Origin of the sequence: Mesorhizobium sp. M7A.F.Ca.ET.027.03.2.1, from assembly GCF_003999175.1 — a bacterium.
Lineage (GTDB): Bacteria > Pseudomonadota > Alphaproteobacteria > Rhizobiales > Rhizobiaceae > Mesorhizobium.
Genome location: NZ_RZOM01001825.1, coordinates 1 through 532, shown reverse-complemented (window position 1 = coordinate 532; position 532 = coordinate 1). Strand labels below are relative to the sequence as shown.

Genomic DNA, 532 nt, shown 5'->3' with positions numbered 1-532 from the left:
GTCCGGCACCTGCGCGCCGACCAGCCCGGTGTTGCCGCTTTGCGGCACGATCGGCGTTCCCGTCTCCGTCGCCAGCCGCATGATCCGGCTGACTTCGTCGACGCTGCCCGGCCGCAGCACCAGCGATGTCGCGCCGTGCCAGAGCCCGCGCCGCTCAATGAGGTAAGGCGCGATATCGCGCTCGTTGCGGAGCGCATATTTGTCGCCAACGATCGCCGCGAAGCGATCGATGAGAGCGGAATCGAGTGTCTCTATAATTTCGGTCATGGGGGAAAACTATGGTGTGGGCTGCGTGATGTCACGAGGGGCGGCGGCACGCGACAGCCGATCGTTGATGGCTTCACCGAGCCCGTCGAAGGGAATAGGTTCGACGGCGATGGTCCGCGCGCCGCTGCGGTCGAGTTCCTGCATATAGGCGAACAGGTTGCTCGCCGCTTCGCGCAGGTCACCGGTTTCGGACAAATTGAGGAAGGCTTCGGCGCGGCGCCAGCCTTGTGCCCTCTGACCGCCGAAGCCGAGCAAAGCCTCGCCC

General features: G+C 65.2%; 2 protein-coding genes. Both read right to left on the bottom strand.

Going from position 1 to position 532, the window contains the following annotated elements; all coding sequences use genetic code 11:
* On the bottom strand, positions 1-267 hold a 267-nt coding region (locus EN750_RS38295), incomplete at its 3' end, for an FAD-binding protein (protein ID WP_145968388.1).
* Positions 268-276: 9 nt separating this feature from the next.
* Positions 277-532, bottom strand: a 256-nt coding sequence (locus tag EN750_RS38290) for a Sua5 family C-terminal domain-containing protein (protein WP_281062397.1), incomplete at its 5' end; no start/stop codon positions are given.